Consider the following 26,355-nt stretch of genomic DNA (forward strand, 5'->3'; position numbering starts at 1 on the left):
GTATATTTAATTTTACTCGAATAAACTTTTTCTATTTTAAGACAATTGTTTAAGACAATAATTGATAACATCTCGCAGATTTATAAGATTGCGCAGATGTATAGCATTTTATCTTCGAAATCTGCGAGAATAAAATAAAAATTCTTTTGTTAACTATTTAAGGTGATTTTTACACACTCAAATATCTTTTATAAAATCTTCATACTCCCAAAAGAACCTTTCAAAACCATCCATTTTCGCCACAAAAAACTCAAATATTTCCCGCCAAGTGTTTTTGTTATAAATCGAAACGTTTTCTTTCCTTACCCAAATTCTGGAAATAATTTTACCGTTTTCTAAACTGTAAAATTCATCTTTTTGAACCTCGCCCACTTCTTCTTCCAATAAACTTTCAAGCGACCATATCTTCTCGTAATACGCATTTCTGAAGATTTCATCTTTCATTTCGATATCGATAGAAACTTCAGCCTTTTTGTGATCCGCATGAAATTTAAAGGAAAAATCCTTGATTTTGGTATCATACAAAATCCACTTCCTGGGAAAACTTTTCCCGAAAGCAGTCCAGAATTCTTTCTTTAATTGTTGGGCTTCTTGTTTTGAAAACACTTTTGAAATATGAATTACAATTTCTCTCCGGTGGAGGGATGGCAAATTTGCTGATGCATATTTGACGGGGTGGTTTGCACTGATATTCTGATTTAAATTGTTTTGTTATCTGAAAATCTTTGGGATTGGGACAAGTCACGAATTGTCCCTTCGAAATTAAATCACTCCCAATTCCTTCCCTACTTTTTCAAACGCTGCAATCGCTTGATCCAATTGTTCTTTCGTATGAGCAGCGGAAAGTTGCACACGGATTCTCGCTTTCCCTTTTGGAACGACAGGATAAAAGAAACCAATCACATAAATTCCCTCATCCATGAGTTTTTCAGCCATCTTTTGGGACAAAGGTGCGTCGTAAAGCATCACTGGAACAATCGCTGCATCACCATCCGGAATATCGAAACCTTTCGCTTTCATTTGGGTTCTGAAATATTCGGCATTTTCCATGACTTTATCTCTTAAAGATGTGTCCTCAGAAATCATGTCCAAAACTTTTATCGCTGCACCAACTATTCCAGGAGCTAAAGAATTGGAGAAAAGATAAGGTCTTGAACGCTGTCGCAACATATCAATGATTTCCTTTTTACCGGAAGTAAATCCACCTAAAGCACCGCCCAAAGCTTTTCCTAACGTTGAAGTAATGATATCGACTCTTCCCATTACGTCATTGGCTTGGTGCGTTCCACGACCAGTTTTTCCAATAAAACCAGTTGCATGTGAATCATCGACCATCACCAGACAATCATATTTTTCAGCCAAATCGCAAACGCCTTTTAAATTTGCCACAATTCCATCCATGGAGAAAACACCGTCGGTCACTATAATTCTGAAACGGTGATTTTTTTCGGAAGCCGCCTTTAATTGAGCTTCCAAATCTTCCATATTATTGTTTTTGTAGCGGTATCTTGCTGCTTTACAAAGTCTTACTCCATCAATAATTGATGCATGATTAAGCTCATCAGAAATAATGGCGTCTTCTTCTGTAAACAATGGCTCAAAAACTCCACCATTTGCGTCGAAACAAGCTGCATAAAGAATCGTGTCTTCTAATCCTAAAAATTTTGAAATCTTTTCCTCAAGTTCCTTATGAATATCTTGTGTTCCACAAATAAAACGAACTGAAGACATTCCGTAACCACGTTCATCAACCATTTCTTGCGAAGCTTTCATCACTTCTGCATTATTGGAAAGTCCTAGATAATTGTTGGCACAGAAGTTCAATAATTTCTTTCCATTTGCTTCAATTTCAGCAGATTGTTGCGAGGTAATGATTCTTTCAGTCTTAAAGAGTCCGTCGTTTTTAATATTTTGCAGTTCGTTCTGAAGAGTTTCGAGATAGGTTGTAGAAATCATAATCTTTACTTTTTTGATGTTGGTAAATTTAAGAAAAAAAGCACTCATTTCTGAGTGCTTTGAGGTGTTAATAAATAGATCAAGTTTATTGTTTGATGAATTTTAGATTTGATTCACCAATTTTTATAAGATAAGTCCCCTTGCTCAAATTGTTTACATTGATTTTGCTTGACGAATTATACATTCCTTGCTTAATCAGTTTACCATCTAAACTATAAATTTCATATTTAGAATCTTTTTTAATTCCCGACACTGAAAGAAGATCTTTCACCGGATTAGGAAATACTTTTGTAACATCATGCCCGGAATTTTCAACCGCTAAGACTGCAGTATCTTTGATAACTGTAGAACCTTTGTGGATAATTTGATATTCATAATTAAACTGAACAGTGGCTACCGTGAAGTTGAGTTGATTGGCAAAATTTTGGTTGTTGGTCGTATTATCCAAAACTAGATATGCAATTTCACCTGCTGTTCCTGTGACTTTTATTGGTAATGGCATTTCAAAGAAGCTTACCGATGAATGACTCTGAGTTTGTTTCACATTAAAACGAATAACTTTATCAGTAGTTTGGTTCCATCTAATTTGGTAAGTTGGATAGCCTTGCCCATAAATCCAATCGTTGAAAAATTCTGTAAAATCCTTTCCAGTGGATTGCAACAGCGAATTTTTTAAATCAGTTGTTCCGGCATAACCATATGCAAGTTGTGGACGGTCGTGATATTCTTTTATGGCTTGATAAAATGCCGCATCACCTAAAATCCATTTCATCATTCTCAAAACAAAGCCACCTTTTGTGTAGGATAATCTACTATTAAAGATTGCGTTTACATTTCCCAAGTTTGCATCTGCAACATAAACACTTCCACTGGTAGAACTTGTAATACTGCTAATAGCATTTGATAGATAAGTCATGAACTGTGCATTGGTCATCAACAATTTTTCGTTGGCAAGATGTTCCCCGAATGTTGCGAACCCTTCATTAATCCAGATATCGTTCCATGTACCGCATGTAACTTTATCACCAAACCATTGATGGGCAAGTTCGTGAGCAATTATAGACCTGCTCCAAGCACCCATTGATGACATTGTGGCGTGTTCCATTCCACCGCCCCAACCGAACTGCATGTGACCATATTTTTCGCTGCGATACGGATAAGGCCCAAAATATTGCTCAAACGTTTCCATTATATTTTTTGTGAATGCAATATTCGACATCGTTGTTGTATTGGAAGTTGTTGCCGGGTATAAATAATTCACAAAAGGAAACGGCGGATTTCCCATAGTGTCATTAATCTTGGTATAATTGGTGATTCCCAAAGCAATTAAATATGCAGGAATCGGGTAATTGGTTTGCCAATAAGTTAGTTTTTTACTGTTCGGCAATAATGTTTCAGAGAATAATTTGCCGTTAGAAGCAACGTTGTATTGTGAAGGAGTTGTAATCTTAAGAGCAACTTTTTCAATTTTGTCGTTCAAGCTCTGTTTGGTTGGGAACCATTCTTGTGCGCCATAAGGTTCAGAAAGCGTAAATAAAACAGGTGTTCCTCCTTGAGTGGAAACGGTGAATGCATCACCTGCACTTCCGTTTACATCGGGAACTCCGGAATATTTTATGGAAAGTGAATCTAATGTTGCAGCAGAAATACTTGCCGGAAAATCTATTTTCACTTCCTTGGTTGATAGTTGTGAAAAACTTAGATTCGTACCGTGATATTTTACTTCTGAAACAGTAAGAACATTTGAAAGATCAAAGTAAATGCTCGAAATATTTTGTTTTGGCACAAAATGGCTGGTTACCGTTCCGCTGACAAATTGTTGCGCGGGATCCAGTTCAAGCTCTAATCTCTGATATTTTAGATCATAATTTAATGTATTGGGGTTTACATTATAATTAATCATCTTTGCGTAACGCTGCATTTCAGAACGCTTTAAACTTTTCATGTCCGCTTCGTCGTTATTCTGTGAAAACAACTGCGTAAAAATCGTTGCCAAAGCAAGGATATAGAATTTTTTCATTGATTATTTTTTGAGTGCTAAAGATAAAAAAACCTTTCAACATACATTGAAAGGTTTTGATTTTTTTTTAAAAATATGTTTAAAGATTCATGGCAGGATCAAGTAATTGTTCCATTCTTGCCTTAACCTGATCCACAGAACCAGCATAATTGTTAATCAGCAAAGAGAATACTAAAGTTTTGCCAGAATTGGTTTTCATGTATCCAGCAAGTGTCTTTACTTTATTCAAAGTTCCCGTTTTTGCATTGATTTGCCCATATCCACTTCCAAAAAATGATTTTTTCAAAGTCCCGGTTTGTCCTGCGATTGGCAAAGAATCAAAATAGGATCTGTAATATTTCTCATTCATCAAATTGGTAAGAAACTTCACCTGAGAAATTGGTGTCACCAAATTGCTTCTGGAAAGTCCGCTTCCGTCCATATAGTTCAAACCATTGGTATCGAAACCTTTAGATTTTAAATGTTCCACTACCACATTTCTCCCAGATTCCAACGTTTGATCACCATTTTTTTGAAAACCTACCATTCGTAAAGTCGCCTCCGCTAAAGCATTGTCACTATGTTGATTCGTATAGAAAACGATGTCAGACAAAGTTGGTGATTGATAATTGGTAATCATTTCACGTTTTTCAGGATTTGGATCGGTCATTTTGGCAACCACTTTTCCAATAACCGGAATTCCGCTTTTCACCATACTTGCTCGCAAACTATTGGCAAGATATGCAGGTGCGTCTGGAAGTTTAGTCGTTAAATAACCACCGTCAAATTTTTCCGCATAAACCATTTGTTTGATGTAGGGCGAAATATAATAGTAGTTTTTGCTTTCGGAAAAAGGGTTTGATGACTTCGCGATTAATTTTTCGTTTGCTGGGTTGATTTCAGAAGTAGTTCCAACCGGTAAATAATAATTCCCGTTTTCGAGCCAAACAATATTCTCAGGAAGTTTTTGCATCTTATTCGCTTTGAAAACTGCAGTTTGAATAATGATATCGCCGTTTACCTTTTTAATTCCCTTCTCTCCCATCGCCATGATGAAATCAGTGATAATGTCGCGATAAGAAGCTGCTCCAGCTTTGTTTGTGCCCATTGAAGGATCGCCGCTCCCTACAATGTAAAGATTTCCGTTGAGATTTCCTTCATCATCAATTGTTCCCGAATGTTCCAACTGCGTAATCCACTTGAACTTTTCGCCTAGAAGACTCATTGCAGTTTCTGTGGTTAAAAGTTTAGTGGTGGAAGCAGGGATTAATGAAGCATTTTCATTGTAAGAACTTACCACTTTCTTGGTTTTTGGATCGTAAATCACGAAACCCCAATTTGCATTACGCAAAACAGGATCGTTCATCATCGCATTGATGTTGATATCCACCAATTCTTTTGCGCTCATCAGTTTTTCAGAGGAGGTCGTTATAGATGATGAAGTTTCGTAAGATTGTGGGTAAGTATTAGAGGTGAAAGTTCCTTGTCCAAAAGCGAATGCCGAAAGCGAAATCGCTGTTGATACAAATATATTTTTTAGTCTAATCATTTAATTTTATTTATTTGATTATCTGTAAACTCTTTGGTTAAAATGCTTAAAAGTGGATTGCAAGACAACTTTTCAACGGTCAAAAATATAAATTATTGTTGAAAGTCAAGTCTTTAACACTTATAAAAGTGGGTAAAAGTTGTTAAAATTTGTTAAAAATCGACAAAAACCGACTTTTTGATGGATTGATAAGCGGTGACTTCATCAAACTCATCAAAACTTTTCAGAATTAAATTTTTGAATTCCGAATACTTTTTCCCTCTAGGAAGTTTGAGCAAAATCTGAAACTGGTACATCAAATTCAGTTTTCCAATGGATGATTTCTCTGGACCGAGAACACATTCTTCAGGCAAATACTTTCGTAAAATGGAACCCAAAAATTGAGAGGCGCGATTAACTTTGTCTTCTCTTCGGTGTTTCAGTTCAATTAAAACAAGTTTCACAAACGGTGGATAATGGAACTTCTTTCTTTCCTGCAAAAAATGCTCGTAAATTTTTGAAGAATCACGTTCTTTAATCAACTGAAAAACTGAATGTTGTGGGTTGTAAGTTTGAATCAAAACTTTTCCATCTCCCGAAATTCTTCCCGCTCTTCCGGAAACCTGCGTAATCAGTTGGTACGCTCTTTCTTCTGCCCGAAAATCTTGTACATACAACAAAGAATCTGCTTTTGGAATCGCGACCAATTCAATATTGTCGAAATCTAAACCTTTAGAAATCATTTGTGTTCCCACCAAAATGTCGGTTTCGCCGTCTTCTAATTTTTCATACAGTTTTTCGTAGGCAAACTTCTTCCGCATGGAATCCACATCCATTCTATCAACTTCTGCTTCGGGGAAAATTCTTGAAACTTCTTCGTGAATTTGTTCCACACCAACTCCTCTTTCATTTAAATTTTCGGAATGACATTTTGGGCAAATTTTTGGTTTGGTCGCTTTTTGTCCACAATAATGACATTTCATCTCGTTGGAAAATTTGTGATAAGTCATCACCACGTCGCAATTCGAGCAATAGTTTACGTAACCGCAAGTTTCACATTCCACCACATTGGCGTAACCGCGGCGGTTGTGCAGAATCATGGTTTGCTTTTTTCGGTCTAGTTCGTTTCGGATTTCGTCAATTAATTTTGTAGAAAAATTGCCGATGATTTTCTTTGAATTTTGTTCTTCCTTGAAATCAATCAGCTCGAAATCAGGAAGTTTCACATTGCCATATCTTTCACCCAAAAAAACATATTTCAACTTATCATTTTTCGCTGAATAATAGGATTCTACCGAAGGAGTTGCGGAACCCAAAATCACATTTGCATGATAGAATTTCGCCAAAACTTGCGCTGAATCCCTTGCATTGAAAAACGGTGAAACTTCTTTCGGTTTATAAGCAGAGTCGTGTTCTTCATCCACGACAACCAAACCTAAATTTTGGAACGGAAGAAATAGGGAATTCCTTGTTCCAATTAAGATTTTGAGTTCGTTGTTCCGGACTTTTCGCCAAACTTCTACCCTTTCGAAATCGGTCAATTTTTGATGATAAAAACCGAGTTGTTTCCCATATTTTTTTTCTAAACGCTGAACGATTTGTTTGGTTAAAGAAATCTCCGGAAGCAGGAACAAAACATTTTTTCGTTCGGAAACAGTTTCTTCAATTTTCTCTAAATAAATATGCGTTTTTCCTGATGAAGTTACGCCGTGAAGCAAAACATTTTTTCCTTCATTAAAAGCCGCATCAATTTCCTTTTTTGCTTGAAGCTGCGATTCGGTGAGCGTTTCCAAATCTTCGATTTCGCCTTCATAAGAATCTAATCGGTCTTTTTGCAGAAAATACTCTTGAACCAAATTCTTCTCCATCAACGATTTCAATTGGTTATGAGCGTAATTTCCTTCATCGAAAATTCCTGATTTTTTGATGGGTTTTTCAGGATTTTCTGTTTGTTTTTCTAAAATTAAAAGGAAAAGTTCCTGTTGTTTTGGTGAACGTTTTAACTCCGATAAAATTTCTGGAAGGTTTCTGCTTTTTAGTTCGTCATCATTCACCCGAAGGTAAGCGATTTCTTTTGCCTTGTATTTTTCGGCGATTTTTTCGTCAATTTCAATATACTGTAAATCGATGAGGGATTTTATGGTTTTCACGATTTCCTTTTTCGGAATAAAGGCTTCAATTTCGGTCAAATTAATCAGTTGTCGAACTTCCAAAGCTTGAATGAGATACATTTCGTTCACATCCAAGTTCTCAAAATCGACGGTGATATTGGGTTTTAATTTTAAATACGTTTCGCTTTCTAATTTTAAAGAAGACGGAAAAGCAAACCGATATATTTCGCCCAAATTGCAGAGATAATATTCCGAAAGCCAATTCCAAAAGCGGATTTGCTCATTCGGCAAAATTGGAAAATCATCTAAAATATTGATGATTTCTTTGGGAATGAAAGTTTCAGCTTTGTCATCATGAATTTCCGCAACGATTCCCGTGTAAATTTTCTTTCCACCAAACGGAACCAAAACCCGCATTCCAACTTGGATTTGAGCCAAAAGCTCATCAGGAATTTTGTAGGTAAAAGTTCCTTTGAGGTTGAGTGGTAAAATGATTTGGGCGTAATTCAAGCTTGAGGGTTTGAGAGTTTGAGAGTTTGGGTAATTTTAAAATCCCTACGTACTCGCAATTGTAATTTGATTTACAAATTTAGAAAATAAAATTTGTGGATTTTACTGAATTTCAATAAAAGACGAAGCGTAAAGCACTTGATTTTCATATTTCTCGCAGACTTGTCCGATTTAGGAAATTGTACAGATTTTATATTCTTCTTGCAATATTTCGTTTGATATCCTTTTCAGTAGATTGAATAGAGCATATTCATATTGAACTGTACAAGTTCTACAAATTGAATGATAAAATTGCACTCATAAACTCCCAGCTCAATCACACCATCACTCAATCACTCAAACTCTCAAACCCTCAAACAAAACTACGCTTTCCTCCTCTTCAACTCCTTCTCAATCAATCCCAATTCACGACCAGTTTGTCCTGCAACTGAGGTATTTTCCTGCGCTCTTCTCGTCAAATAGGGAACAACATCTTTTACTGGTCCATACGGAAGATATTTCGCCGCGTTATATTTTTTCGCACCAAGATAATAGGTGATATTGTCGCTCATTCCGTACAGTTGCCCGAAATGAATGTGGTCGAAATCGTTTGGTAAGTTTTGTTCGCGCATTTTATCCATCACCAATTCTGTAGATTTTTCGTTGTGCGTGCCAAAAAATGCAGAAACTTTATCTAAATTTTTCATCACAAAATCAATCGCCGCGTTGAAATTATCGTCGGTCGCCTGTTTCGTTGGTTGAATAGGGTCCGGATAATTCATTTCCTGAGCACGGTTTCGCTCCTTCTCCATGTATGCGCCGCGAACGAACTTATAACCCAAAAAGTAATTTTTCTCTTTCGCTCTTTCCAAATCTTTTGCAAGATATTCAAGACGACCAGTTCTGTACATTTGGATGGTATTCCATACGATGGCTTTTTCACGGTTGTATCGTGATTTCATTTCGTTCACCAATTTGTCCACCGCATCTTGAATCCAGGTTTCCTCTGCATCAATCATGATGACCACGTTTTTTTCGTGCGCCATTTTGCAGACTTCTTCATAACGGTTCACAACACGATTCCATTCTTCTTTTTCGCTGGAAGTGAGTTCTTTTCCTGCCTGAACTTCTGCATATAAATCCAGTCTACCAAAACCCGTTGGCTTAAAAACTACAAAAGGAATTGCTGGATTTCCTTCCGCAAATTTGATGTTCTGCTTGATTTCTTCGCAAGTATGATCAAAAGTGGCTTCTTCTTCTTTTCCCTCGATCGCATAATCGAAAATACTCCCGATGTGGTGTCTGAACATTTGTTTTACCACTTTCATACTTTCTTCTCTTGTCACTCCGCCGCAAAACTGTTCAAATAAAGTATTCTTAACAATATCTGTAACAAAAGGGAAATTATTTTTAACGGTGAAATTGAGGATTGAAATTCCAACATGGGTTAAAGCAGGTTGCTCGATTGCCTTAAACATCCAATACGCTTTTTTGAGTTGCGGCGTAGTTTTGTCGGCGAATGCGATTTGTGTATTATCGAAAATACTCATTTTTGAAAAGAATTAGATTCTTGCAAATTTAGTAATTGTAATCGGATTCTAAAGTTTTGTTTAAAATTAAATTTCTCTGTATTGAAAATCGTTTGTTATCCTTTAAATTTGTAAAAATTTCAGATATGATCTCGTTTTTAGACCAGGATTTTTCCCAACTCAACAAATATTTAAAAGAGCTGAAACCTTCAAAACTTTTGATTCTTGTAGATGAGAACACCCATGAATATTGTCTTCCCACACTTTTAGGAAATCTGGAAACCGAAATTCCTTTTGAAATCATCGAAATCGAGGCGGGCGAAGAAATAAAGACCATTGCAACCGCCACGCAACTTTGGGAGATTTTGTCGGAATTTGAAACCGACAGAAAGTCCTTGCTCATCAATCTTGGAGGCGGCGTAATTACAGATTTGGGCGGATTTGTGGCTTCAACCTACAAACGTGGGATTAAATTCATTAATATTCCCACGACACTTTTGGGAATGTGCGATGCATCAATCGGTGGAAAAACTGGAATTGACCATCAATATTTAAAAAATATTGTGGGAACTTTTGCCCATCCCGAAATGATTTTCGTGTATCCAGAATTTTTGAGAACTTTACCTTATGAAGAATTAAGAAGCGGATTTGCAGAAATGCTGAAACACGGTTTAATCGCCGATGAAAAGCATTGGAACGATTTGATTTCCATTGAAAATTTAACTGCTGAAAATATTTTCCTGTTCATTGAAACCTCGACGAAGATTAAGGAAAACGTGGTGGAAAAAGATTTTAAGGAGCAAAATATCCGCAAAACTTTAAATTTTGGACATACCATTGGTCACGCTTTAGAAAGTCTTTTCCTGGCAAAAGCAAAACCATTACTCCACGGCGAGGCGGTTGCACTGGGAATGATTTGTGAAACCTATCTTTCTGTTCTTGAAAATTTAATTTCAGAAGAAAGTGCTCTAAAAATCATTAACAACATTAGAAGATTCTATCCTTATCAATACATTGAAAACTTCAGTATTGAAGAGATTTTGGCTTTAATGATGAACGACAAAAAAAATTCTGATGGCCACATCAACTTTGCTCTTCTTAAAAATATTGGTGAATCCGTTTATGATGTATCTGTTCCGACTGAAAAAATAATCAATTCATTGCATTTTTATCAAAAATTGTCCTAAATATTACTTCTTGTCAATATTTTGACTAATTGAGCAACTACTAAACTATTTTCAACATACAATTAATAAGTATTTGATTTGCAATTTATTAGACTTAAAATTACTTAAACTACCGTTTAACTTTTTCTCTCGATTTTAATTTTTGGCACAGCATTTGTCTAACTGTTTTCGTAAAACAAATTTAAAAATGCAGCAGTAATCGGCAATTTTAATTTTTGGAAGATTAAAATATTTTTTCAATGATTAACCGACTGCTAATTACGAAATCTGCAAAAAACAATTAGAAAAAATTAAAATTTAAAATTATGAAAAAGTTATTTTTAGGTGCAGCAATCGCAATGAGTTCATTGACATTTGCACAACAGTTTGGTATTAAAGCAGGTATGAACGTTTCATCATTGTCAAAAGATGCTTCAATGGATGATGCTAAATCAAAAATCGGTTTTAATGCAGGTGTTTTCATGAATGCGCCACTTGCAGAAAACTTCAGTATTCAGCCAGAATTGATTTATTCTCAATATGGTAACAAATCAACGAGTACAAGCACTTACACACTTGGAAACAGTACGATTACTTCGAAAACTACTGGCTCAACAAACTTAGATTATTTAGCTTTACCGGTAATGTTCCAGTATAAAGCAACTCCAGAATTTTACCTTGAAGCTGGTCCGGAATTTGGTATGTTGTTGAGCGGAAAAGTAAAAGGAGATACTACTACATCTACAACAACTAACGGAACTACCACAACTACTTCTTCTTCAGGTTCTACCGACATTAAAGACAATCTTAATGGTTTCAACTTCGGTGTAGGTCTTGGTGCAGGTTATTATTTCACACCAAATGTTGGAATTAATGCAAGATATGTTGCTGGTTTCACCGACATTGCGAAAAACAGACCAAGTGGTTCTGACGCTATTAAGAATAATGTTTTCCAAGTTGGATTAAACTACAAGTTCTAATACAAAACACTTTACACATAAAACAAAAAGGTTGGGAAATTTTCCCAACCTTTTTTTATTTGAACAAATCCACGTCCTCTCCCTTTGGAACGGGATATTTCTCTGTAAAACAACCGAAACAGTGGTTGGAACTTCCGAGGATTTCTTTAAGATTTTCCATACTTAGAAATTCTAAAGAATCTACCCCGAGATATTTTCGAAGTTCTTCTTTTGACATATTGGCGGAAATTAAATCATCCTTTGAAGGCGTGTCGATTCCTAAATAGCACGGTGCAATAATCGGTGGAGAAACACTTCTGAAATGAATTTCCTTCACACCGGCATCTTTCAGGATTTTAACCAAACGTTTTGATGTCGTGCCACGAACAATGGAATCGTCGATAATGACGACTCTTTTCCCTTTGATTTCGGAAATAATGGGATTCAGCTTTAAATTCACCAACCGTTCACGCATATCTTGAGTTGGTACTATGAAGCTACGTCCAACATATCTATTTTTAATCAATACCGGACGAAACGGGATTCCCGATGCAATCGAAAATCCAATCGCAGCAGGAACTCCAGAATCTGGAACTCCAATCACGATATCGGCTTCAACGGGAGCTTGCTCCCAGATTTTTTCGCCTGATTTTTCACGGACTTCATGAACATTAATTCCTTCTAAAGCCGAATCTGGTCTCGCAAAATAAATATATTCGAAAGCGCAGATATTTCGTTCACAATTTTCTTTAACCAAAAAACTTTGCAAACCGGTTTCGTTTTCGTTGGTATAAACAATTTCTCCAGGTAAAATATCGCGAACATACTGCGCTCCAACTGCGTCTAAGGCAACGGATTCCGAAGCGACAACGTACGTTTTTTCATCAATTGCACCCAAAACCAGCGGACGAATTCCATGAAAATCACGGAAGGCGAAAAACTTATTCCTGGTTATTCCCACCACAGAATAAGCTCCTTCAATTTTCTCCATTGTTTCCTTAATGGCACCTCTTAAACCTAAATCAAGATTTTTTTGAATCAGTCTTAAAATTACTTCTGAATCCGAAGTGGCTTTAAAAACAACACCTTCTGCTTCCAATTCTGCTTTGAGTTGTTTTGCGTTTGTTAAATTTCCGTTGTGTGCGATGGAAAGGATGATTTGGTCGTATTCATTCTTTGCAAAAAATGGCTGAAAATTATATTTTTTCTTATCACCTGCGGTGGTATAACGAGTGTGCCCAATTGCGGAATTTCCCATGAACGTTTCGGGTTCTCGAATTTCCTTGTAAACATCCAAAACCAAACCTTCATCTTTTATATTGAAAATTTTACCATTTTTCATCACCGAAATACCGCATGCTTCCTGTCCACGATGTTGAAGTGCAAAAAGACCAAATTGAGACAGTGAAAACGTATCTAAATCATTTTCAGAATACAGTCCGAAAATCCCACATTCTTCAGTTGGAGAATCAAACGGATCTTCTGTTTTTAAAAGATTTCTGCCGTAAGTTCTTTCTTTAAACTGGTTTAAATAATTTTTTCTGTACTGTTGTAAATCTTTCATTTTTTACTTTTTTCGGAAAAATTATTTGTTTAAGATTTTTTTCAATCGTTCATAAATTTCCACATAAGCTTCGGTAACTTCTCCCAAATCACGGCGGAAACGGTCTTTGTCGAGCTTCTTCTTCGTGTCTTTGTCCCAAAGTCGGCAAGTGTCGGGCGAAATTTCATCTGCCAAAACTATTTTTCCGTCGGAAGTTTTTCCGAGTTCAATTTTAAAATCGACCAAAATAATATTCATTTTATCGAATAAATCAATCAAAATATCATTGATATCGGAAGTTAATTCATACATTTCGTCGAGTTCCTCATAAGTTGCGGCTCCCAGGAAAACCGCATGATGATCGTTGATAAGCGGATCTCCCAGTTCATCTTTTTTATAGCAAATATCGAAAATCGTCACCGGAGATTTGATGCCTTCTTCCACGCCTAATCTTTGCGCCATACTTCCTGCGGAATAATTCCTAACCACCATTTCCAAAGGAATGATTTTCACTTTTTTCACCAACTGTTCTCTTTCGTCCAATTTTTTGATGAAGTGTGTGGGAATTCCTTTTTCATTCAAATATTCGAAAATCAGCGTGGTAATGGCATTATTCATTTCGCCTTTCAAATCGACGCTTCCTCTTTTCTGAGCATTGAAAGCGGTTGCATCATCTTTGAAGCGTACAATTACTTCATCAGGATTTTCGGTCTCGAAAACCTGTTTTGCTTTTCCTTCATAAAGCATGTTTCCTTTTGTCATTTTTACTTTTTATTTTGATATTTTATTTCCACCTCAAAACTCACAAAAGCTGCATTTTTTAGAACTCAATTCTTTCTCACGAAAGAGAAAAATAAACATTTCCCAAAAACTAATTTTTACTTGAAAAATTGATTTATATCCTTAAAACTCTTTTGTGCCTTTCGTGGTTAAATTTCTACATTTATGTATTTACTAAAATCCCTGTCAAAACAGCAATTCCGAAACTCAATAAAGTTCCTATTAAAACATATTCCGTGAGTTTCCTCTGTTTTGCTTCTGCCAAATCGCTAAATCTGAAAACAGATTTTGCCGCAATCATAAAACCAACTCCTTCCCAATGATTCACGATGATAAAAACAAAAACCAGTAGCCGTTCTAAAATCCCGATATATTTTCCTGCGTTCACCAATGATTCCGTTTGAATTTTGCTGTGTTCAACGGTAACAGGAGTCCAAATGGAAATTAAAGTTTTAATGATAATCGAACTTGGAACCGTGAGAAAAACTACAGCTGTAATTATTTTTAAATTGTCGTGATTAAACAAATCTTCCCACTTCAAATACGGATAGTAAAACACTGATAATAAGACGATTACCACTATATGCAAGAGTTGGTCAACAAAAAACCAGGTTCTTTTTGCTTTCGGAGTTTGAAATTGAAGTTTTGCCCAATCGATTAGAAAATGCGTAATTCCGATAATCAGCGCAATCCACCAAAGTTGAATATTCCATAAGAAAATGAAAACCAACGCGATATGGATTAAAACATGAAAATAGAGGAATTTGCTTTTTCCCTTTTTTTGTTCTTTATCAGCAACCCAAGAATTTGGCTGGAGAAGAAAATCTCCCAAAAGATGTGCTAATATGAGTGGGATAAAAATCATTTACAATTCGGCGATTTTTTTTCTAAAATAATAGTCAGTTTCTAAAATCAAGTCGAAATTTGCACGTTTAATTCGCTGACTGACTGATGATTGGGATATATTAAGTTTTTTCGCCAAGTCATCTTGCGTTAAATTTTTGTCCATCATCAATAAATGTACGATTTCTGAGACTGCAACCGTCCACGAATCAAAATCCAGCGAACTCCATTTAAATAAAATATTGAAATCTGCATTGATTCCTTCATTTGGAGTTTTAATGGCGAAAGTTTTTCCTTCGTTTTTAATTTCATTCAAAAGCCGTCCCGAATTCACGTAAGCCGTTCCGTTGGATTCGGTAATTTTTTCGGAAGAATATTGCTCTTCACCAATTCCTATTGCAATTCTAACATCCAGATTTTCAAACTGTTTAATGAGTGATTTGATGCTTAAAGCTTTCCAAAAAACACCATCAATACTGCATTTGAGTTGAAATTCATCACCTCTGTAAACTTCCCAATCGGAGGGTGTTTTTCCCCATTTTCCGAGAAGTTCCTTCAATTTTGGCAACCAATTCTCTGAATCTGTTTCTTGGGAATTGATGATATCTCCTGTAATTATCGCTCTCATTCAAATTTCTATAAGCGTTTGAGCTTATAATTCACAAATATAAGCAAAATTACTTATAAATAGATTTTATTAGCCATAAAACTTATAAATTAAAATATTAGCGAATTTACTTATAATCAAACAATATAAGCAAATCTACTTATAATTACTTTGTCAGATTGTTTTAAAGCTTCATTAAAATCCTACGGATTTTGGACAAGTCGAGGTACTGAACTCACTTTCTGCTTATACCAATACTTATAAATCATTCGGATTTTAGGACAAATCGTGATTTTTCCCTACTGAAAATATTCGACACCATTTTTAAAAATGTTATGGTAACTTGCAGTTGGAATATTTTTCATCAAGCCATCTGCAAATCTTTCAGGATGTCCCATTCTTCCAAAAATTTTTCCCGATTTTGACGTGATTCCCTCAATTCCGAAAAGTGAATTATTTGGATTAAAAGGCATTCCATGTGCAATATTTCCATCAAAATCAATGTATTGCGTTGCGATTTGTCCGTTTTCATACAATTCTTTAATCCCATTTTCCGACGACATAAATCTTCCTTCTCCATGAGAAATTGGAATGGTGAAAACTTGGTTTTTCATTCCTTTCAACCACGGTGAATCTTCATTAACAACTTTCACATCAACCATTTGCGAAATATGTCGCCCAATTGCATTGTGAGCTAAAGTTGGCGAATCCGCATCCAAATCCCGAATCTCTCCGTAAGGTAAAAGTCCTGATTTCACGAGTGCCTGAAACCCGTTGCAAATTCCGAGAATCATTCCGTCCCTTTCTAAAAGTTGATGAACGGCATTTCTCATTTTTTCGTTTTTCAACACATTCACGATGAATTTTGCGGAACCATCCGGTTCGTCTCCAGAAGAAAATCCGCCAGAAAAAACAAGGATTTGCGACTGATTGATTTCGGAAATCCAAGCATCCAAACTTTCATTTAATAATTGATGATTGAGATTTATCAGAGGTAAACTTGAAACTTCCGCTCCTTCTTTTCGGAAAGCGTTTTGGGTTTCATATTCGCAATTTGTTCCTGGGAAAATTGGGGCGAAAACTTTTGGTTTTGCAATTCCGTGTTTGATAATTTCAATCGTTCTTGGTTGGATTGAATTCAATTTTTCGTCGATTTCTACAACCATCTTTTTCTTTTCTTTTGTTGGGAAAAGTTCTTCAAAAGTTCTTTTCCAAACTTCAATTAAATTTGATATATTAAACTCTAAATTATTAAATTTTAATTTATTATCATTTTTTACCTCACCTATTAATTGAAGCACATCGTTTTCTAAATCTTCCGAAGATTCAATGATTAAACTTCCACTATTTTTATTTAAAAGTAAGATTTCATCAACAGAGATTTCTGCTCCTAAATGATTTCCAAAACTCATTTTTGCAACGGCAACAGCAATTCCACCTTCTTTGATCGTTTTCACAGAAACAATTTTTTTGCTCTGAATATTCTCGTGAATAAATTCGAAAATTTCTTTTAATTTCTCATAATTCGGCAACCCATTTTCTTGTGGAATGTGATGGAAAAGATAAAGTTTGTTTCCCGCTTTTTTAAATTCAGGTGAGATAATGTTTTTCTTTTCGCCATTTGCACATGCAAACGAAATCAATGTCGGCGGAACATTAATATCCTGAAAAGTCCCGCTCATGGAATCTTTTCCGCCAATTGCGGCGAGTTCCAAATTCATTTGTGCATCATACGCACCAAGAAGCGAAGCCAACGGTTTTCCCCATTTTTCAGGGTTATTGCCTAATTTTTCAAAATATTCCTGAAAACTCAAACGGATGTTTTTGTAGTTTCCACCCATTGCGACAATTTTGGCAACGCTTTCCACAACGGCATTTGCTGCGCCAATCATCGAATTTTGTGAAGAAATATCCGCATCAAAACCCCAACTTGCTAGAGAAACGGTTTCGATGTTTTCTGCATCTAGAATAGGTAAAGTCTGAACACTTCCTTCCATTTCAGTCAACTGACATTTCCCGCCAAAAGGCATTGCAACGGTTGTACAACCAACTGAAGCGTCAAACATTTCAGCCAAACCTTTTTGAGAAGCAGCGTTTTTTTCAGAAAGTACCTTCAAAAAGTTTTCTTCATTGAAGATTATATTTTGACTTTCAACAGGTTGCAAGTGTGAAACTTCGGCATGCTGTTTTTTTGTACAACCATTGGTATCAAGAAATTGTCGACTTAAATCCACAATTTTATTTCCCTGCCAAAACATCTGCATCCTTCCGGAATCGGTAACTTTAGCAACTTCAACTGCCTTTATGTTTTCTTTTTCACAAAAATTGATGAACTTTTCTTTGTCTTTTGCTTCGATTACAACCGCCATTCTTTCCTGAGATTCAGAAATAGCGAGTTCGGTTCCATTTAACCCTTCATACTTTAAAGGTAAAATATCGAGGTTAATTTCCAGTGAATCAGCGATTTCTCCAATTGCAACGGAAACTCCACCTGCTCCAAAATCGTTTGATTTTTTTATTAAAGTCGTGACTTCCGGATTTCTAAAAAGTCGCTGGATTTTTCTTTCTTCCACCGCATTTCCTTTCTGCACTTCTGTAGAAAGTGTGTGAATCGAGGTTTCGTCCTGTTCTTTTGAACTTCCTGTCGCTCCTCCAACTCCGTCTCTTCCCGTTGCTCCACCAAGTAAAATAACAATGTCACCGTTTTGTGGTTTTTCACGTTTTACCCAATCTTTTTTCACGGCTCCTACAACGAAACCGACTTCCATTCGCTTTGCCTTATAACCTTCGTGGTAAATTTCATTAACTAATGTTGTCGCCAAACCAATCTGATTTCCGTAGGACGAATAACCATTTGCTGCTTGTTTGGTAATGGTTCGTTGCGGAAGTTTTCCCGGTAAAGTTTCAGAAATCGGTTCCAGAACATTGGCTGCACCGGAAAGTCGCATCGCCTGATAAACAAACGCTCTTCCCGAAAGCGGATCACGAATCGCGCCACCCAAACAAGTGGAAGCACCGCCAAAAGGCTCAATTTCTGTCGGGTGATTGTGGGTTTCGTTTTTGAATAACAAATACCACTGTTCTTTTTTACCATCAAATTCTGCTTCAATTTCAATAGTGCATGCATTGATTTCATCGGAGACGACGAGGTTTTGAAGTTTGCCGGTTTTGTGGAAATATCTTGCCGAAACGGTTGCCAAATCCATCAACGAAATTGATTTTGCTTCACGACCAAGAAATTTTCTCTTTTCTAAATAATCGTTGAAGATTTTCTCTAAAGTTTCTTCGAAATGTCCATTAAACTGAATATCAGTTAATTCCGTTTCAAAAGTCGTATGTCTGCAATGGTCGCTCCAATAAGTGTCGAGAACTTTTAATTCAGTTTCGGTAGGATTTCTATTTTCAGATTTGAAATAGTTTTGAATAAATTCCAAATCATCCAAACCAAACGCGAAACCGTGATTATGGTAAAATTTTTCTAATTCCTGTTTTGAAAAGTCTTTGAAACCATCATGAACAATCACTTTATCGGGAGTTTCTTCCGCAGGAATTTCGAGTTTAGACAAATCTTTTTCTTGGGATTCTACTTTGTTGATTAAATGGTTTTTGATTTTTTCTAAATCATTATCAGAAACTCCGAAAAGTTCTACGAGCTTCCCACTTCGAACAGTAGAATCTTCGATTTCAGTTAATAACGAAATACATTGTTGCGCAGAATCTGCTCTTTGATCGTATTGTCCGGGAAGAAATTCAGTTGAAAAATAAAGATTTCTGGCTGGATTTTCATGATGAAGGATGTCCGTGACAGGATCCACAAACGTGTTGAAAACCACTTGATTAAACTCTTTTTCATCCAAATTGAAAACATCGTAAATATTGTAGATTTTTACGTTTTGAATTTCGGGAACGATATTTTTTATCTCATTAAAAACTTTTGGACTTTCTACATCGAAAATTCCTTTTTTTTCTACGAAAATTCTTTTTTTCATTAGATTTCATTTTCTAGCTATCAGATTTCAGATGTTTTTGATCTCTAATAATATTTTATTGATGTCGGTGCTTCGCACCTTTACTATTTCATTTTTTCTTTATTCAAAGGGCTTTATCCTTTGTTATTGATGTCGCCACTTCGTGGCTTTACTGTATCATAAAAAATATGCAGCCAAAAAGACTGCACACATTTATACTTTAAGGTCGGCTTCTAAACCAATTAGGTCGGAATATTTTTTCAAAATCGGTTGAACTTCATTCTCAATAAACTCCTCGGTCTGAATGGGTGCAAAACCGATAAAGTTTTTCGGATCTAGAACTTCTGTGATTTTTGATTTGTCCATTTTGAGGGAAGAATCGTTCATAATTCTTTCAATCAAATCGTTTTCCTTTCCTTCTATTTTCACTTTTTTCGAAGCTTCCATGGAATGAACTCGGATGGTTTCGTGGATTTCCTGTCGGTCACCTCCTGCTTTTACTTCTTCCATAATGATATATTCTGTCGCCATGAAAGGAAGTTCTTCCATAATATGTTTTTGGATTCGATTTTCGTAAACCACAATTCCATTCATAATATTATTCCAAATCAAAAGAATGGCGTCAACTGCCAAAAACGCTTGTGGAATCGTCAATCTTTTGTTTGCAGAATCATCTAAAGTTCTCTCAAACCACTGTGTTGAAGCGACCATTGCAGAGCTTGTGGAAAGCGAAATCACAAACTTTGCGAGTGCACCAATTCTTTCGGAACGCATCGGATTTCTCTTATAAGCCATTGCAGAAGAACCAATTTGATTTTTTTCAAAAGGTTCCTCGATTTCCTTTAAATTCTGTAAGAGACGTAAATCGTTCGTGAATTTATGTGCAGATTGTGCAATATTCGATAGTAGTGAAACCACTTTTGCATCAATTTTTCGGTCGTAAGTTTGTCCGGAAACCCCGAAAACCTTATCAAAACCAAAACGTTTCGACAGTTCCTTGTCCAAATGTTTTACTTTGGAATAATCGCCGTTGAACAATTCCAAGAAACTCGCCGCAGTTCCAGTTGTTCCTTTTACGCCACGAAATCTTAAAGTTTCAAGGAAAAATTCCAGTTCTTCAAAATCAAGAATTAAGGATTGAAGCCATAAAGTCGCGCGTTTCCCGACGGTCGTTAATTGTGCAGGTTGATAATGTGTAAAACCAAGCGTCGGTAAATCTTTGTATTTTAGGGCAAAATCGGAGAGGTTTTTAATGACATTCACCAATTGTTTTCTGATGAGTAAAAGTCCGTCACGAATTTGTATTAAATCGGTATTATCACCCACAAATGCGGAAGTTGCTCCCAAATGAATAATTCCTTTCGCCAAAGGTGCAGCGTCACCATAGGTGTGAACATGCGCCATCACGTCGTGTCGGAACTTTTTTTCATATTTCTCTGCTTTGTCGTAATCGATGTTTTCAGCGTTTTCTTTGAGTTGGGAAATTTGCTCGTCGGTGATTTCGAGACCTAAATCTTTCTCGATTTCGGCGAGTGCGATCCATAGTTTCCGCCAGTTTCTGAACTTGTTGTTGGGCGAGAAATTATAGAGCATTTCCTCACTTGAATAGCGTTCTTCAAGTGGGTTTTTGTAGGAATCCATGCTTTCTTTTTACTTTTTTAGATGCCCAAAAATACGATTTTTTAATGTTTAATAAAAATGATTTTCTGCAAAAGATGGAGAATTATGAAATTGAGTAAAACTCCATCTTTAATAATGATACTTTTGCCTTTATGCAAAAGTATCCAAAAAATCAAGACCGGATCTTTTTACGCAAAAATCTCCCAGGTCAAAAATAGAGGAATTAAAAGATGTTTTTGTTACCGATTTGATTTCTTTCAGTTTCGTCCTTTGAATTCGTTCATCGTATCGTAAATTCCGAAAATATTTTTCATCACCCAATCAAATGCAGGAAGCGGCAAAATCCCTTGCGAAAACCGGATGAACCAATAAGGAAGCGGCATTGCCAACATTTTTCTTTTTGATTCAATCGCTGTAATGATTTTTTCTGAAGTTTTTTCAGGTTCTAAAATGGGAAGAAGTTTCGATTTCACGCCGTCGAACATTCCTGTATTAATATAGAAAGGCATAATCGTTGTCAGCGAAATATTTTTTCCAAGTTGCTCCATTTCCAGGCGCAAACTGTCGCTCCAACCAACAACCGACCATTTTGAGGCGGCGTAAACCGACATCTTCGGATTGGAAATTAATCCCGCAGAAGAAGCAATATTGCAGACTGCGCCAGAATTTTCCTTCATCATTTCTGCAAGAAATTCTAAAGTGAGGTGCATCGCTGCATTTGCATTGATCTGCATACTTTTTTGGATTTGTTCATGCGTGTGCTCGTGAAAATATTTTCCGACCACAATTCCGGCATTATTAATTAAAATATCTACTTTTCCGATGTCAGTCCGGACTTTTTGTGCATTAATACGGATTTCGTCAACATTGGAAATATCGACTTTAAAAATAAAAATTTCACCACCAATTTTGGAAAATTCATCTTTTGTTTTTTGAGAACCAAGTTCATCTATATCCCAAATAATCAAATTCTTGCATCCTCTTTCCAAGGATTTTCTCGCCATGATTTTACCGATTCCTGAAGCGCCGCCTGTGATGAGTACCGTTTTATTTTTGAAATACATCTTTAATGTTGGTATATTTTATTTGAAGTAAATTTGTTTTAAAATTGTAGAAATGATCTGCAGGTCTAAAATTTTTAGATTAAAACTTTAAAAGTAATGAATTTTCAAGAGATATTAAACGAACAAAAGGAGTTTTTCAATTCCCAAAAAACCAAAAATGTTAAGTTCCGAAAAAGGGCACTTCAACAACTGAAAGAAGCCATCCTTAAAAATGAAGACTTAATGTATGAAGCGATTTACAAAGATTTTGGCAAGTCAAAGTTTGATACTTTTACCACGGAGATTTCTTTTGTTTTAAAGGAAATTGAGTTTTATTTAAAGAATCTCAATTCACTTTCAAGTCCGAAAAAAGTGAGAACTAATTTGGCAAATCAATTAGGTTCGAGCAAAATTTATTCTGAACCTTTGGGAAATACTTTGGTCATCGGTGCTTGGAATTATCCGTATCAACTTTCACTTTCGCCATTAATTGCAGCAGTTGCAGCGGGAAATACCTGTATTTTGAAACCAAGTGAAGTGGCGGAAAATTCCATGAAAGCGATGGCGAAAATAATCAACGAAAATTTTCCGAGAGAATATCTGTTTGCTGTAGAAGGCGGTGTGGAAGAAATCACCGGGATTCTAGAACTAAAATTCGATAAAATATTTTTCACGGGAAGTACCAAAGTGGGCAAAATCGTTTACGAAGCCGCCGCAAAAAACCTAACTCCCGTTACTTTGGAATTGGGTGGAAAAAGTCCTGCAATCGTTGCTGCGTCGGCAAATTTAGAAGTAGCGGCAAGAAGAATTGTTTGGGGGAAATTTCTAAATGCAGGACAAACTTGCGTTGCTCCTGATTATATTTTGGTGGATGAACGAGTGAAAGACAGTTTAGTTACTTCCCTAAAGAAATATATTCAAAAGTTCAGTTACAAAGCTGATTCCGAACAATATACACAAATCATTAACGAGAAAAATTTCGAGCGATTGATAAAAATGATCGACCCGGAAAATGTTTTTTACGGCGGAAATTTTGATGCTAGAAAAAGATTCATCGAACCTACGATTTTGCAGAACGTCACTTGGGAAGATTCGGTGATGCAGGAAGAAATTTTCGGTCCTATTCTACCTGTTTTGACTTACAAAAATTTCAACGAAGCGCTTCTTCAAATTTCTAAGCATGAAAAACCACTCGCTGCCTATTTGTTCACCAACAATTCCGAAGAAAAAGATCTATTTACTTCTAGGATTTCTTTTGGCGGCGGATGTATTAATGACGTGGTGATGCATCTGAGTAATGACCATCTTCCTTTCGGCGGCGTGGGAAATTCGGGAATCGGGAATTATCACGGGAAATTTGGTTTCGATACTTTTTCTCATCAGAAAGCAATATTGGAACGTACAACTTGGGGCGAACCTGATTTGAAATATCCTCCTTATTCACAGAAAAAATTGACTTGGATTAAGCGAGTTCTTTAACTTTTCATGCCGTTATATTTTCTCGCAGATTTAGGGGATTTCGCAGATTTTATTGCAAAAAATACATCAAAAAAGGTGGTTTAAAATTGACCACCTTTTATTTATTAACCGAAAATTCTCTTTTATCCTTTTGGTTTCCAAGCGTTGAAAAATTCCTTCACTTTTTCCAAACTGTACCCTTTTCCTTCCTCCAAAACTGCGCTGTCCTGCGTGTGGATTTGTTTTCCGTCCTTATCCAAAACTATGAAAACAGGATAGCCAAACTTTTCACCAGGATTTCCATATTTTGCGAAAACTTTCACATTTTTATTTTCTGGTGAATAATTTAAGTGATAATAAAGGTAATTTTGGTCGATAATCTCCTTTAATTCGGGAGTTGTCTGTACATAATTATTAAATCTCAAACACCAAATACACCAGTTTCCACCTGCTTGAAGAATAATATTTTTATTTTCTTTCTTCGCAATTTTTACCAGTTCTGCAATTTTTGCTTCCGCATTTTCCTTGTCGTTATAAGGTTTAGGGAGCTTTGCTTTTTCTTCAGCTGCCGCTTTTTTCTTGGCTTCTGCAATGGCTGCACTGTCTGCTTCTACCATTAATGATTTGTCGGTTTCGATTTTTTTAGCCTGTAAATCATCTGTTTTTTGGGAACAGGCAAAGCCCATTATAAATAATGAGGAAAATGCGAACAATTTCACTTTACTATTTTTCATTAAATTCTTTTTTAGAGTAAATCATTGCAAATTAACAAAAATAGAACCAATGATAAATTTATTTATGATTAAATTTGCAACCGTTTATGGACTTCCTATTTAAGATTATTCTACTTTTCTCCAAACTTCCGCTGAAAATCCTGTACATTTTTTCCGATTGTACTTTTTTCTTGATTTATCATATCGCCGGATATCGAAAAGAGGTGGTTTCCGAAAATTTAAGAAACTCATTTCCCCATAGAACAAACGAAGAATTAAAGAAAATAAGGAAGAATTTTTATCTGAATTTTTCAGATTATATTGTTGAAACTTTAAAATCTTTTACAATGTCATCGCACGAATTGAGGGTCAGAGTTCAACACCTGAATCAGGCCGTCTTCCACGAGGCAAAAGCAGAAGGCAAAAATGTGATCCTACTTTCCGGTCACGTTTTCAATTGGGAGTGGTTCAATGCTTTGGCAACGATTATTCCGCAAGAAAACAGCTTCCCGGTTTACCGAAAAGTTCAGAGCAATTTTTGGGAAGAAAAAGTAAAATCAATCCGCAATCGATTCGGAAATCATGCGATTGAGGCAAAGGAAGTGATTCGCCATATTTTCAGAAATCCAAACGACGGAAATTCTGTATACATGTTTGTTGCCGACCAAACTCCACATTTCTCGGAAATAACTTATGGATTGAATTTCCTTAACCAAAAAACTCCCGCTTTCATCGGCTACGACAAGCTTTCTACAAGGATGGATTTGGCTTTTGTGTATTGCGACATGAAGAAAGTAAAACGCGGTTTTTACCAAATCAACTATTACCGCATTTATCCAGACGGTGAAAAATTTGTGGAACATGAAGTGGTGAAAAAATTCCATAAACTGCTGGAGAATACGATCAACAAAAGACCCGACAATTATTTGTGGTCGCACCGAAGATGGAAATATCAACATGCGATTAAGGTAATGGACAAAGAATGATTGATAAATGATAATTGATAATGATTAATTTAAACCACTTAATTGTTTTTATCAAAATCGAATTTGGAATCTTGAATATTTGAATCTTGAATAAATTAGCAATCGTCATTTTAAGTTGGAACGGCAAAAATTGGTTGGAAAAATTTCTACCCAAAGTCATTCTTTATTCCCAAAATGCAGAAGTCTATGTAGTTGACAACGGTTCAACTGATAATTCCGTAGAATTTTTAAACTTGAATTTTCCAACGGTTAAAATTGTTCAGAATAAAGAAAATTTTGGTTTTGCAGGCGGTTACAATGAAGGTTTAAAAAAGATTGATGCCGAAATTTACTGCCTTCTAAACTCCGATGTAGAAGTGACTGAAAACTGGTTGCAACCTGTTTTAAATTTGTTTGAAAAAGACAAAAACATTGCTGCAGTTCAACCGAAAATTTTGGATTACAACAAAAGAAATTATTTCGAATTTGCAGGTGCTGCAGGTGGTTTTATCGATAATCTTGGTTATCCTTATTGTAGAGGAAGAGTTTTTGAAAAAACCGAGGAAGATAAAGGTCAGTATGATGACGAAACCGAAATTTTCTGGGCTTCAGGTTGCTGTTTTTTTATTCGCTCCAAGGATTTTTGGGAACAAAAAGGGTTTGATGAAAGATTTTTCGCTCATCAAGAAGAAATTGATTTGTGTTGGCGTTTGATTAACTCGGGAAAGAAAATTTTCTACACCGCGAAATCCACTGTTTATCATGTCGGTGGTGGAACTTTGAGTAAACAAAGCGCAGAAAAAACTTATCTCAACATCCGAAATAATCTTTCGATGTTGTTGAAAAACTTGCCTTTTCGAAAACTGATTTGGTTGATCTTTTTCCGTTTGTGTTTGGACGCAATTGCCGGAATTTATTTTGGCTTAAAAAACGGTTTCCCTCATTTTTGGGGAGTTGTAAGGGCTCATTTTGGATTTTATGCCCAAGTTCCGGAAACCATAAAACGTCGTGGAAATAATCAAATCCATGATTACTTTCAATCCAAATGGTTGATTTTTAGACATTTCCTGTAGATTTT

General features: G+C 35.9%; 19 protein-coding genes. 5 read left to right on the forward strand and 14 right to left on the reverse strand.

What is annotated here, in order from left to right; genetic code table 11:
* Positions 1–177: 177 nt before the first annotated feature.
* From J4771_RS03680 to J4771_RS03705, 6 genes are all read right to left on the reverse strand, one after another.
* Positions 178–606: a DUF4268 domain-containing protein gene (locus tag J4771_RS03680; protein WP_224136529.1), complete on the reverse strand. Its 429-nt coding sequence runs from the start codon at positions 604–606 to the stop codon at positions 178–180.
* Between the two features lie 156 nt (positions 607–762).
* A complete protein-coding gene (gene kbl / locus J4771_RS03685; protein ID WP_224137761.1) occupies positions 763–1,956 on the reverse strand; it encodes a glycine C-acetyltransferase in 1,194 nt (397 codons plus the stop codon).
* 85 nt (positions 1,957–2,041) lie between these two features.
* Positions 2,042–3,976: a M1 family aminopeptidase gene (locus tag J4771_RS03690; protein WP_224136531.1), complete on the reverse strand. Its 1,935-nt coding sequence runs from the start codon at positions 3,974–3,976 to the stop codon at positions 2,042–2,044.
* 79 nt (positions 3,977–4,055) lie between these two features.
* Positions 4,056–5,504, reverse strand: coding sequence for a D-alanyl-D-alanine carboxypeptidase/D-alanyl-D-alanine endopeptidase (gene dacB, locus J4771_RS03695; protein ID WP_224136534.1), 1,449 nt, complete (start codon positions 5,502–5,504; stop codon positions 4,056–4,058).
* A gap of 152 nt (positions 5,505–5,656) precedes the next feature.
* Positions 5,657–8,104 (reverse strand): replication restart helicase PriA, encoded by a 2,448-nt coding sequence (gene priA / locus J4771_RS03700; RefSeq protein ID WP_224136536.1) that lies wholly within the window; start codon positions 8,102–8,104, stop codon positions 5,657–5,659.
* 362 nt (positions 8,105–8,466) lie between these two features.
* Positions 8,467–9,633 carry a proline dehydrogenase family protein gene (locus J4771_RS03705; protein ID WP_224136538.1) on the reverse strand — a complete coding sequence of 389 codons (1,167 nt, stop codon included), beginning with the start codon at positions 9,631–9,633 and terminating at the stop codon, positions 8,467–8,469.
* A gap of 125 nt (positions 9,634–9,758) precedes the next feature.
* On the opposite strand from J4771_RS03705, the gene aroB reads away from it, so the two are divergent.
* Together aroB and J4771_RS03715 are read left to right on the forward strand one after the other, a co-directional pair.
* Positions 9,759–10,799: a 3-dehydroquinate synthase gene (gene aroB / locus J4771_RS03710; protein ID WP_224136540.1), complete on the forward strand. Its 1,041-nt coding sequence runs from the start codon at positions 9,759–9,761 to the stop codon at positions 10,797–10,799.
* 305 nt (positions 10,800–11,104) lie between these two features.
* Positions 11,105–11,758 (forward strand): porin family protein, encoded by a 654-nt coding sequence (locus tag J4771_RS03715; RefSeq protein ID WP_224136542.1) that lies wholly within the window; start codon positions 11,105–11,107, stop codon positions 11,756–11,758.
* 55 nt (positions 11,759–11,813) lie between these two features.
* Here J4771_RS03715 and purF read toward each other — a convergent pair whose 3' ends face one another.
* From purF to J4771_RS03750, 7 genes are all read right to left on the reverse strand, one after another.
* Positions 11,814–13,301 (reverse strand): amidophosphoribosyltransferase, encoded by a 1,488-nt coding sequence (purF, locus tag J4771_RS03720; protein ID WP_224136544.1) that lies wholly within the window; start codon positions 13,299–13,301, stop codon positions 11,814–11,816.
* Positions 13,302–13,322: 21 nt separating this feature from the next.
* A complete protein-coding gene (gene purC / locus J4771_RS03725) occupies positions 13,323–14,042 on the reverse strand; it encodes a phosphoribosylaminoimidazolesuccinocarboxamide synthase (protein WP_224136546.1) in 720 nt (239 codons plus the stop codon).
* Positions 14,043–14,223: 181 nt separating this feature from the next.
* Positions 14,224–14,925 carry a DUF3307 domain-containing protein gene (locus J4771_RS03730; protein ID WP_224136548.1) on the reverse strand — a complete coding sequence of 234 codons (702 nt, stop codon included), beginning with the start codon at positions 14,923–14,925 and terminating at the stop codon, positions 14,224–14,226.
* Entirely contained in the window at positions 14,926–15,531 is a 606-nt protein-coding gene (locus J4771_RS03735) for a SatD family protein (protein WP_224136550.1), read from the reverse strand.
* A 278-nt stretch (positions 15,532–15,809) separates the two neighbouring features.
* A complete protein-coding gene (locus J4771_RS03740; RefSeq protein WP_224136552.1) occupies positions 15,810–19,499 on the reverse strand; it encodes a phosphoribosylformylglycinamidine synthase in 3,690 nt (1,229 codons plus the stop codon).
* Between the two features lie 192 nt (positions 19,500–19,691).
* Positions 19,692–21,119, reverse strand: coding sequence for an adenylosuccinate lyase (gene purB, locus J4771_RS03745; protein WP_224136554.1), 1,428 nt, complete (start codon positions 21,117–21,119; stop codon positions 19,692–19,694).
* A gap of 236 nt (positions 21,120–21,355) precedes the next feature.
* Positions 21,356–22,162 (reverse strand): SDR family oxidoreductase, encoded by an 807-nt coding sequence (locus tag J4771_RS03750; RefSeq protein WP_224136556.1) that lies wholly within the window; start codon positions 22,160–22,162, stop codon positions 21,356–21,358.
* A 96-nt stretch (positions 22,163–22,258) separates the two neighbouring features.
* Between J4771_RS03750 and J4771_RS03755 the strand changes: the two genes are divergently transcribed.
* On the forward strand, positions 22,259–23,620 hold the full coding sequence (locus J4771_RS03755; protein ID WP_224136558.1) for an aldehyde dehydrogenase: 1,362 nt from the start codon (positions 22,259–22,261) through the stop codon (positions 23,618–23,620).
* Between the two features lie 122 nt (positions 23,621–23,742).
* Here the strand turns inward: J4771_RS03755 and J4771_RS03760 are convergent, their stop codons facing one another.
* A complete protein-coding gene (locus J4771_RS03760) occupies positions 23,743–24,216 on the reverse strand; it encodes a thioredoxin family protein (RefSeq protein WP_224137763.1) in 474 nt (157 codons plus the stop codon).
* A 203-nt stretch (positions 24,217–24,419) separates the two neighbouring features.
* Between J4771_RS03760 and J4771_RS03765 the strand changes: the two genes are divergently transcribed.
* Both J4771_RS03765 and J4771_RS03770 read left to right on the forward strand, forming a co-directional pair.
* Positions 24,420–25,298 carry a lysophospholipid acyltransferase family protein gene (locus J4771_RS03765; protein ID WP_224136560.1) on the forward strand — a complete coding sequence of 293 codons (879 nt, stop codon included), beginning with the start codon at positions 24,420–24,422 and terminating at the stop codon, positions 25,296–25,298.
* Between the two features lie 83 nt (positions 25,299–25,381).
* A complete protein-coding gene (locus J4771_RS03770) occupies positions 25,382–26,350 on the forward strand; it encodes a glycosyltransferase family 2 protein (RefSeq protein WP_224137765.1) in 969 nt (322 codons plus the stop codon).
* Positions 26,351–26,355: the final 5 nt, after the last annotated feature.

Origin of the sequence: Candidatus Kaistella beijingensis (genome assembly GCF_020084865.1) — a bacterium.
Taxonomy (GTDB): domain Bacteria; phylum Bacteroidota; class Bacteroidia; order Flavobacteriales; family Weeksellaceae; genus Kaistella; species Kaistella beijingensis.

Coding starts and splice junctions, on each gene's coding strand:
- J4771_RS03740 (WP_224136552.1), bottom strand. CDS start 19,499: ATGAAAAAAAGAATTTTCGTAGAAAAAAAAGGAATTTTCGATGTAGAA.
- purC (WP_224136546.1), bottom strand. CDS start 14,042: ATGACAAAAGGAAACATGCTTTATGAAGGAAAAGCAAAACAGGTTTTC.
- J4771_RS03735 (WP_224136550.1), bottom strand. CDS start 15,531: ATGAGAGCGATAATTACAGGAGATATCATCAATTCCCAAGAAACAGAT.
- aroB (WP_224136540.1), top strand. CDS start 9,759: ATGATCTCGTTTTTAGACCAGGATTTTTCCCAACTCAACAAATATTTA.
- J4771_RS03760 (WP_224137763.1), bottom strand. CDS start 24,216: ATGGTAGAAGCAGACAGTGCAGCCATTGCAGAAGCCAAGAAAAAAGCG.
- J4771_RS03755 (WP_224136558.1), top strand. CDS start 22,259: ATGAATTTTCAAGAGATATTAAACGAACAAAAGGAGTTTTTCAATTCC.
- kbl (WP_224137761.1), bottom strand. CDS start 1,956: ATGATTTCTACAACCTATCTCGAAACTCTTCAGAACGAACTGCAAAAT.
- J4771_RS03705 (WP_224136538.1), bottom strand. CDS start 9,633: ATGAGTATTTTCGATAATACACAAATCGCATTCGCCGACAAAACTACG.
- J4771_RS03750 (WP_224136556.1), bottom strand. CDS start 22,162: ATGTATTTCAAAAATAAAACGGTACTCATCACAGGCGGCGCTTCAGGA.
- J4771_RS03715 (WP_224136542.1), top strand. CDS start 11,105: ATGAAAAAGTTATTTTTAGGTGCAGCAATCGCAATGAGTTCATTGACA.
- dacB (WP_224136534.1), bottom strand. CDS start 5,504: ATGATTAGACTAAAAAATATATTTGTATCAACAGCGATTTCGCTTTCG.
- purB (WP_224136554.1), bottom strand. CDS start 21,119: ATGGATTCCTACAAAAACCCACTTGAAGAACGCTATTCAAGTGAGGAA.
- J4771_RS03730 (WP_224136548.1), bottom strand. CDS start 14,925: ATGATTTTTATCCCACTCATATTAGCACATCTTTTGGGAGATTTTCTT.
- purF (WP_224136544.1), bottom strand. CDS start 13,301: ATGAAAGATTTACAACAGTACAGAAAAAATTATTTAAACCAGTTTAAA.
- J4771_RS03765 (WP_224136560.1), top strand. CDS start 24,420: ATGGACTTCCTATTTAAGATTATTCTACTTTTCTCCAAACTTCCGCTG.
- J4771_RS03690 (WP_224136531.1), bottom strand. CDS start 3,976: ATGAAAAAATTCTATATCCTTGCTTTGGCAACGATTTTTACGCAGTTG.